Below are 6,318 nucleotides of genomic sequence, written 5' to 3'. Positions count from 1 at the left end.
CCGGGCGCCGATGCGGTAGGTGCCGCCCGAGCGCTCGAGGTCGCCCGCGGCGACGAGGCGGGTCAGGGCGGCGCGGAGGGTCGACTCGGGGACGTCGAAGACCTCGCCGGAGGCCACGAGCTGCGCCGGCGTCATCTCCGGCGGGTGCACCGCGAGCATGAGGCTCAGCACGATCGACCGGGCGCTGAGGGGGCGGACGTCCATGCGCACAGTCTCCATCCTTGCAGATCGGCCTTGCAGATCCTTGACAACTGTCACGATGATGCAATGCTTGGACCATGACGCTCACCCCGCCCCGCCCCGTCAGCGACGTCCGCCCCGGCACGGTCACCGGTGCCGACGCCAACCAGGCGCCGCCGCTCGCGCCCTACGACGCCTCGGCCGACGTCGCGCTCGTCGAGGCACTGCACCGGGAGGGTGCCGGCTGGGCGGAGGACGACGTGCGCCGACTCGGCCGCCTGGCGGGCAGCCCGGAGGCGCAGCGCTGGGCCGAGGACGCCAACCGCTTCGAGCCGGAGCTGCGCGTGGTCGACCGCTACGGCAACCGGGTCGACGAGGTCGAGTTCCACCCCGCCTGGCACCAGCTCATGGACACCGCGATCTCCGAGGGGCTCGGCGGTGCCGCCTGGGCGGACGAGCGTGCGGGCGCCCACGTCGCGCGCACGGCGGGCAGTCTCGTGTGGGGCCACACCGAGGCCGGCCACGGGTGCCCGGTCACGATGACCTACGCCGTCGTGCCCGCGCTGCGGCACGCCCCGGCGCTGGCCGAGGTGTACGAGCCGCTCCTGACGTCGCGCGTGTACGAGCCCGGTCTGCGCGTGCCCACCCAGAAGCAGGGACTGCTCGCGGGCATGGGCATGACGGAGCGCCAGGGCGGCTCCGACGTGCGCACCAACACCACCGTCGCGCAGCCGACCGAGGAGCCCGGCGTCTTCACGCTGCACGGTGCCAAGTGGTTCACGTCGGCGCCCATGTGCGACGTGTTCCTCGTGCTCGCGCAGTCGCCGGGCGGCCTGTCGTGCTTCCTCGTCCCGCGGATCCTGCCCGACGGGTCGCGCAACCGCTTCCACGTCGTGCGGCTCAAGGACAAGCTCGGCAACCGCTCCAACGCCTCGTCCGAGCCCGAGCTCGACGGCGCCGTCGCCTGGCTCGTGGGGGAGGAGGGCCGCGGCGTGCGCACCATCATCGACATGGTCAGCTGCACCCGGCTGGACTGCGCGACGGGCAGCGCGACTCTCATGCGCAAGGCGCTCGTCGAGGCCGGCCACCACGTGCAGCACCGCGCGGCGTTCGGCCGCCGGCTGGTCGACCAGCCGCTCATGCGCAACGTGCTTGCCGACCTCGCGCTCGAGTCGGAGGCCGCGACGGCGTTCACCCTGCGGCTCTCGGGTGCCGCCGACCGCGCGCTGCGCGGCGACGAGCACGAGCAGGCGTTCCGGCGCATCGGCACGGCGGTCGGGAAGTACTGGATCACCAAGCGGGGCCCCGCCTTCACGGCGGAGGCCATGGAGTGCCTGGGCGGCAACGGGTACGTCGAGGAGTCCGGCATGCCGCGGCTCTACCGCGAGGCTCCGCTCAACTCGATCTGGGAGGGCTCGGGCAACGTCAACGCGCTCGACGTCCTGCGGGCCCTCGGTCGCGAGCCGGCCGTGGCCGACGCCCTGCTGCACGAGATCGGTCTCGCCCGCGGTGGCGACGCCCGCCTCGACGCCGCGGCCGACAGGCTGGGCGCCGACCTCGCCGCCGCCGCGCGCGACCTCGGCAGCATCGAGTTCCGGGCGCGCCGACTCGTCGAGCAGATGGCCCTGACGCTGCAGGCGTCGCTGCTGGTGCGGCACTCCTCGCCCGCCGTGGCCGACGCGTTCTGCTCGAGCCGGCTCGACGGGCGCGGCGGGCTGGCGTTCGGCACGCTCGACGCCGACGTCGACGCCGGCGCGATCCTCGAGCGGGCCCTGCCTGGTCTCGCGACCTGACGGCGGCCGGGCCGGGGACGCGCTGGTCGAGCGCGTCCGGTCAGACGCCTGGATCGCCGGACGGCCACGCGGCGATGAGCTCGGCGGGGCCGAGGACGGTGACGTCGTCGATCTGCGTCGGTACCCGCGAGACGGCGAGCAACGGGGTCTCGTCAGTCGCCCCCGGGAGCTGGCGTCGATGCTCGACGAGGCGGTCGTAGTCCCGGCGGCTGAAGGGTGCGTTCTCGAGCCACTTGATGGATCCCACCGCGAAGAGGGCCTTCGCCGTGGGTGCCCGGTCCGCGACGACGATGTCGATCTCGGGATCGTTCTTGCGGGTCCAGTAGCCGCCCACGACCCCGGCGGACCCGTCGGGTCCGAGCGGGAGGCCGAGCCGATCGATCGCTTCACGGACGATCGGCTCGATGGCGCGACCGCGCCACGTCGTCCAGGACCTCTGGACCCGCTCCAGGGTGCGGTCGCCACGTCCGCGCTCGACCTCGTGGATGTACGGCCCGACGAACTCCAACCAGAACCTCAGGTAGGGGTCGGCGACCCAGTAGCGCGCTTCCTGCGAGGCCTTCGTCGACAGGGGCGTGGCCCGATGCACGATGCGCTTGTCCGTCAGGAGCGAAAGTGCCCGGCTCAGGCTGGCGGCGGTGACGCCGCTCGCTCGCCCGATGGAGGTGAACGTACGCTCGCCGCTGCCGATGGCCCCGAGGACGGTTCGTGCCTGGGCCTCGGAGGGGAACTCGGCCGCGAGGGCGCGTTCGGCGGAGACCAGGAGGGCGGAGGTGGGGTTGGCGAACGCGCTTCTCAGGTAGTCGGTCAAGGACTGGCCGGGCTTCCACTCGGCGCAGATCAGTGGAAGCCCACCGGTGACGAGGTGCGCGTCGAACGCGTCGGCGGGCTCGAGCTGGAGCATGCGGGCGACCTCGGCCGGCGAGAGCGCAGGCACGACCATCTCGTCGGCACGTTGGTGGAAGGGCCGGTCGTAGCTGCTGAGCGCCTCCATCATGGCCAGGTCGGAACCGATGCCGATGAGGAGCAGTCGGTGCCTGGACAGGATCCTGTCGAAGACGGTCTGGAGCGTGCCTTCGAACGCAGGGTCCTGAGCGATGACGTAGGGGAGCTCGTCGAGGACGACGATGCTGCCGGTGTCAGACGTCGCGCTGGCGAGCAGTCGAAGCGCTGCGTCCCAGCTTGTCACGGTGAGGTCGCGGAAGGTGTCCGCGCCGGGGAGGTTGGAGCGGGCGACCTCGTCGACGAAGAGCTGGAGCTCCTCGTGCAGGGGGCGTCGCGAAGCAGCGTAGAAGAGGTAGGGCACCCCGGATCGCTCGACGAACTCCTCGACGAGACGGGACTTGCCCACGCGACGCCGTCCTCGGATGAGGACGGCCTTGCCGGGCTTCGCGTCCGTCGACTCGCGCACCGACGTGAGGCGGTCGGTGAGCTCCCGCAGTTGCTGCTCTCGTCCCACGAACATGTGCCGCGCCTCTGGTCGGGAAGTGATTCACCGAGGAGACTATCATGAGTGATAGTCTCCTGGACTGTACTCTTTGGTCGCCAGCGATCGGCGATCCGCTCGTGGGCTGTCCCGTCCTGCGCGACACCGGCTCGGCCGGTGGGCGACCCGCCCGTTCCTCCACAGAGACGTCCAGGTGTCCTCAGCGCCTCGCACCGAGGACGCTCCCGGGGTTGAGCCGACCCTCCGGGTCGAGAGCGGCCTTGACGGCGCGGTGGACGTCGAGGGCGACGGGGTCGAGCTCGCGCGCCAGCCAGCCGGCCTTGAGCCGGCCGACGCCGTGCTCGCCCGTCACCGTGCCGCCGAGGTCGAGGGCGAGCGCCGTGATCGCGTCGAACGCGCGCCGGGCGGCCGCCTCGGACTCCGGGTCCTGCTGGTCGAAGATCACCGTCGGGTGCATGTTGCCGTCGCCGGCGTGGCCGAACACCCCGATCGTCAGCCCCTCGGCGCGGGCCACCTGATCGACGCCCTGCACGAGCGCCACGATCGCGCGCCGCGGGACGCACACGTCGTCGAGCAGCCAGTCGCCGAGCCGCTCCAGGGCGGGCAGCGCCTGACGTCGGGCCTCGAGCAGCTGCCGTCCCTCCTCGACGTCGGTCGTGACCGCGACGTCGACCGCTCCCGCTCCCTCGCACGCCCGCTGCACGGCTGCGAGCGTCGCCGTGGGGTCGGGCTGGTCAGACTGGACGAGCAGCATCGCGGCGGCGTCGAGCCCCATGCCGGTGTGCGCGTCGATCGCCCGGAGCGTGGTCGCGTCGAGCAGCTCCAGCAGCGACACGTCGAGCGCGTCGGCGGTCATCCGTTCCACCGCGCGACCCGCGTCGGGCAGCGAGGCGAACGTCGCGACGACGGTGGCGGGCGCCGGTGGGAAGGGCTGCAACCGGAGCGTGACCTCGGTGATCACCCCGAGCGTCCCCTCGGAGCCCACGAGCAGGTGGGTCAGGTCGTAGCCGGCCACGCCCTTGACCGTGCGGCGTCCGGTCCGCAGGACCCGACCGTCGGCCAGGACGACCTCGAGACCCAGCACGTAGTCGCCCGTCACCCCGTACTTCACGCAGCACATGCCGCCGGCGTCGGTCGCGACGTTGCCGCCGATGGTCGAGATGGCGACGCTGCCGGGGTCGGGCGGGTAGAACAGCCCGACCTCCTCGACCGCCGCGCGCAGGTCGCCGGTCAGCACGCCGGGCTGCACGACGGCGACCCGTTCCTCGACGTCGATCGCGACGATGCGGTCGAGCCGTCGGGTGCTCAGCACGACGGAGCCCGCCGGAGCGTTCGCGCCGCCGGCCAGCCCCGTGCCGGCGCCGCGGGTGACGACCGTGAGCCCGGCCGCCCGCGCGGCCCGCAGGCAGGCGGCGACCTCGTCGGTGTCGCGCGGCGACAGCACCGCGGCAGGCGTCGAGCGCTCCACCAGTCGCGCCTCGTCGTGCGCGAACCCGGCCACGACGTCAGGGTCGGTCTGCACGATCGCCGCGGGCAGGTCGTCGAGGCTCACCCGTCGATCGTGCCACGAGCGACGCCTCGCCGTTCTTGACGTGGATTTGAGGTCCGGTTGGGTTGGGGCTGACCCGTCCCGCCCGATGCTCGTGGTGCCGCCGCAGGAGCGGCACCGACGAGGAGGACGGCATGAGGACCGACGTGAGGACCAGGGCCCGCCGCATGGCGGTCGGCGCCGGCGTGCTGGGTGTGGTGGCGACCGGCGGCTTCGCGGCCGTCGTCGCCCAGACCAGCTCGACCGCCGCGAGCGTCGAGCAGAGCACGACGTCGGGCACGTCGGGGAGCACGTCGCCCCAGGACTCGAGCCAGGGCAGCACCTCGGACCAGGGGAGCAGCTCGGACCAGGGCGGGAGCGGCCTGCAGCAGGGCAGCTCCAGCGGCCAGGGCGACGCGTCGAGCAACGCGTCATGAGCGCCGTGCGTCGGTGGGACGCCTGGTCGTGCACCGTGTCCGTGACCGTGGAGGGCGGCTCGCCCGACCGCGCCGAGCGCGTCGTCCGCGACCTGATGGCCGACGTCGACGCCGCCGTGAGCCGGTTCCGCGACGATGCCGAGCTGGTGCGGGTCGCTCGGCACGGCGGCCGTCTGGTGCCGGCGTCGGCGCTGACCGTCGAGCTGGTCCAGGTGGCCCTGCAGGCCGCGCGCGCGACCGACGGTGCCGTGGACCCGACGCTCGGCGCCGACCTGGCAGCACTCGGCTACGACGCCGACCTCGACGTGGTGCGGGCCGCGCCCCGAGGTCGCGCGGCCGGGACGCGGACCGGCCTCGGCCAGCTGGAGGCGCTCCACCGACCGAGCTGGCCGCTCCGACGTGACTGGCGCAGCGTCCGCGTCGACCCCGAGCTGCGGCTGGTGGGGGTCCCGGCGGGCGTCGGGCTCGACCTCGGTGCCGTGGCGAAGGCGTGGACGGCCGACGAGGCGGCGCGCCGGGGGCACGCGCTCGACGGCCACGCCGTCCTCGTCGAGATCCTTCAGGCATGGGTGTATGTTAGCCAGAGAACCCGAGTTGGTGGTGAAGTTGAACGCCGAGGCTGTGTTGAGCCAGACATAGTCGGCACCTAGCTCGGCGGCGTAGGAGCCCTCGTCGTACAGCCTGTGCCCGGAGTACTGCAGTCCGAACTGGTCGGCGAGGTTGCTGGAGTAGCCGAAGTCGTCCATCAGCAGCACTGTACCGCCGTTGGCGACGAAGGCCTCGATCGCGAGTATCTCAGATGTGGTGTACCCCTCGCCCTCGGAAAACTCGATGATGCTCTCGTCGCCGGTGAAACGAGGCAGGGAGATGGTATCGCGCTCGACCCCGGAAACGATGAAAATCGCCTCCTCGGGATGGTCGATCTCGCTGAGC

General features: G+C 72.6%; 6 protein-coding genes and 1 pseudogene. 4 read left to right on the top strand and 3 right to left on the bottom strand.

Annotated elements, in window-relative coordinates; all coding sequences use genetic code 11:
• A pseudogene (locus tag A6Q79_RS13855) lies at positions 1–204 on the bottom strand (PaaX domain-containing protein, C- domain protein); the annotation flags it as partial.
• A 74-nt stretch (positions 205–278) separates the two neighbouring features.
• Here A6Q79_RS13855 and A6Q79_RS13850 point away from each other — a divergent pair.
• The gene (locus tag A6Q79_RS13850; protein ID WP_286690220.1) at positions 279–1,973 is read left to right on the top strand and encodes an acyl-CoA dehydrogenase family protein; all 1,695 of its coding nucleotides are present in this window, start codon (positions 279–281) and stop codon (positions 1,971–1,973) included.
• Between the two features lie 40 nt (positions 1,974–2,013).
• On the opposite strand, the gene A6Q79_RS13845 is transcribed toward A6Q79_RS13850, so the two are convergent.
• Both A6Q79_RS13845 and A6Q79_RS13840 read right to left on the bottom strand, forming a co-directional pair.
• Complete coding sequence (locus A6Q79_RS13845; RefSeq protein ID WP_193786272.1) at positions 2,014–3,438, bottom strand: ATP-binding protein; 1,425 nt, start codon at positions 3,436–3,438, stop codon at positions 2,014–2,016.
• Positions 3,439–3,619: 181 nt separating this feature from the next.
• Positions 3,620–4,972, bottom strand: a complete 1,353-nt coding sequence (locus A6Q79_RS13840; protein WP_286690221.1) for an FAD-binding oxidoreductase — start codon at positions 4,970–4,972, stop codon at positions 3,620–3,622.
• 131 nt (positions 4,973–5,103) lie between these two features.
• Between A6Q79_RS13840 and A6Q79_RS13835 the strand changes: the two genes are divergently transcribed.
• From A6Q79_RS13835 to A6Q79_RS13825, 3 genes are all read left to right on the top strand, one after another.
• Positions 5,104–5,385, top strand: a complete 282-nt coding sequence (locus A6Q79_RS13835) for a hypothetical protein (protein ID WP_169795974.1) — start codon at positions 5,104–5,106, stop codon at positions 5,383–5,385.
• Positions 5,382–6,035, top strand: coding sequence for an FAD:protein FMN transferase (locus A6Q79_RS13830; RefSeq protein WP_317698633.1), 654 nt, complete (start codon positions 5,382–5,384; stop codon positions 6,033–6,035). Before A6Q79_RS13835 ends, A6Q79_RS13830 begins: the two co-directional genes overlap by 4 nt.
• A 33-nt stretch (positions 6,036–6,068) precedes the next feature.
• Positions 6,069–6,318: hypothetical protein (locus A6Q79_RS13825; RefSeq protein ID WP_317698632.1), on the top strand; the 250-nt coding region annotated here is incomplete at its 3' end.

The organism is Aeromicrobium sp. REDSEA-S32_B7 (genome assembly GCF_001626145.1).
Lineage (GTDB): Bacteria > Actinomycetota > Actinomycetes > Propionibacteriales > Nocardioidaceae > Aeromicrobium > Aeromicrobium erythreum.
The sequence above is the reverse complement of the archived record's forward strand: the minus strand, read 5'-3'. Positions and strand labels throughout refer to the sequence as shown.

Excerpts from the sequence above, each read along its gene's own strand:
- A6Q79_RS13845 (WP_193786272.1), bottom strand. The coding sequence starts at position 3,438 with ATGTTCGTGGGACGAGAGCAGCAACTGCGGGAGCTCACCGACCGCCTC.
- A6Q79_RS13850 (WP_286690220.1), top strand. The coding sequence starts at position 279 with ATGACGCTCACCCCGCCCCGCCCCGTCAGCGACGTCCGCCCCGGCACG.
- A6Q79_RS13830 (WP_317698633.1), top strand. The coding sequence starts at position 5,382 with ATGAGCGCCGTGCGTCGGTGGGACGCCTGGTCGTGCACCGTGTCCGTG.
- A6Q79_RS13835 (WP_169795974.1), top strand. The coding sequence starts at position 5,104 with ATGAGGACCGACGTGAGGACCAGGGCCCGCCGCATGGCGGTCGGCGCC.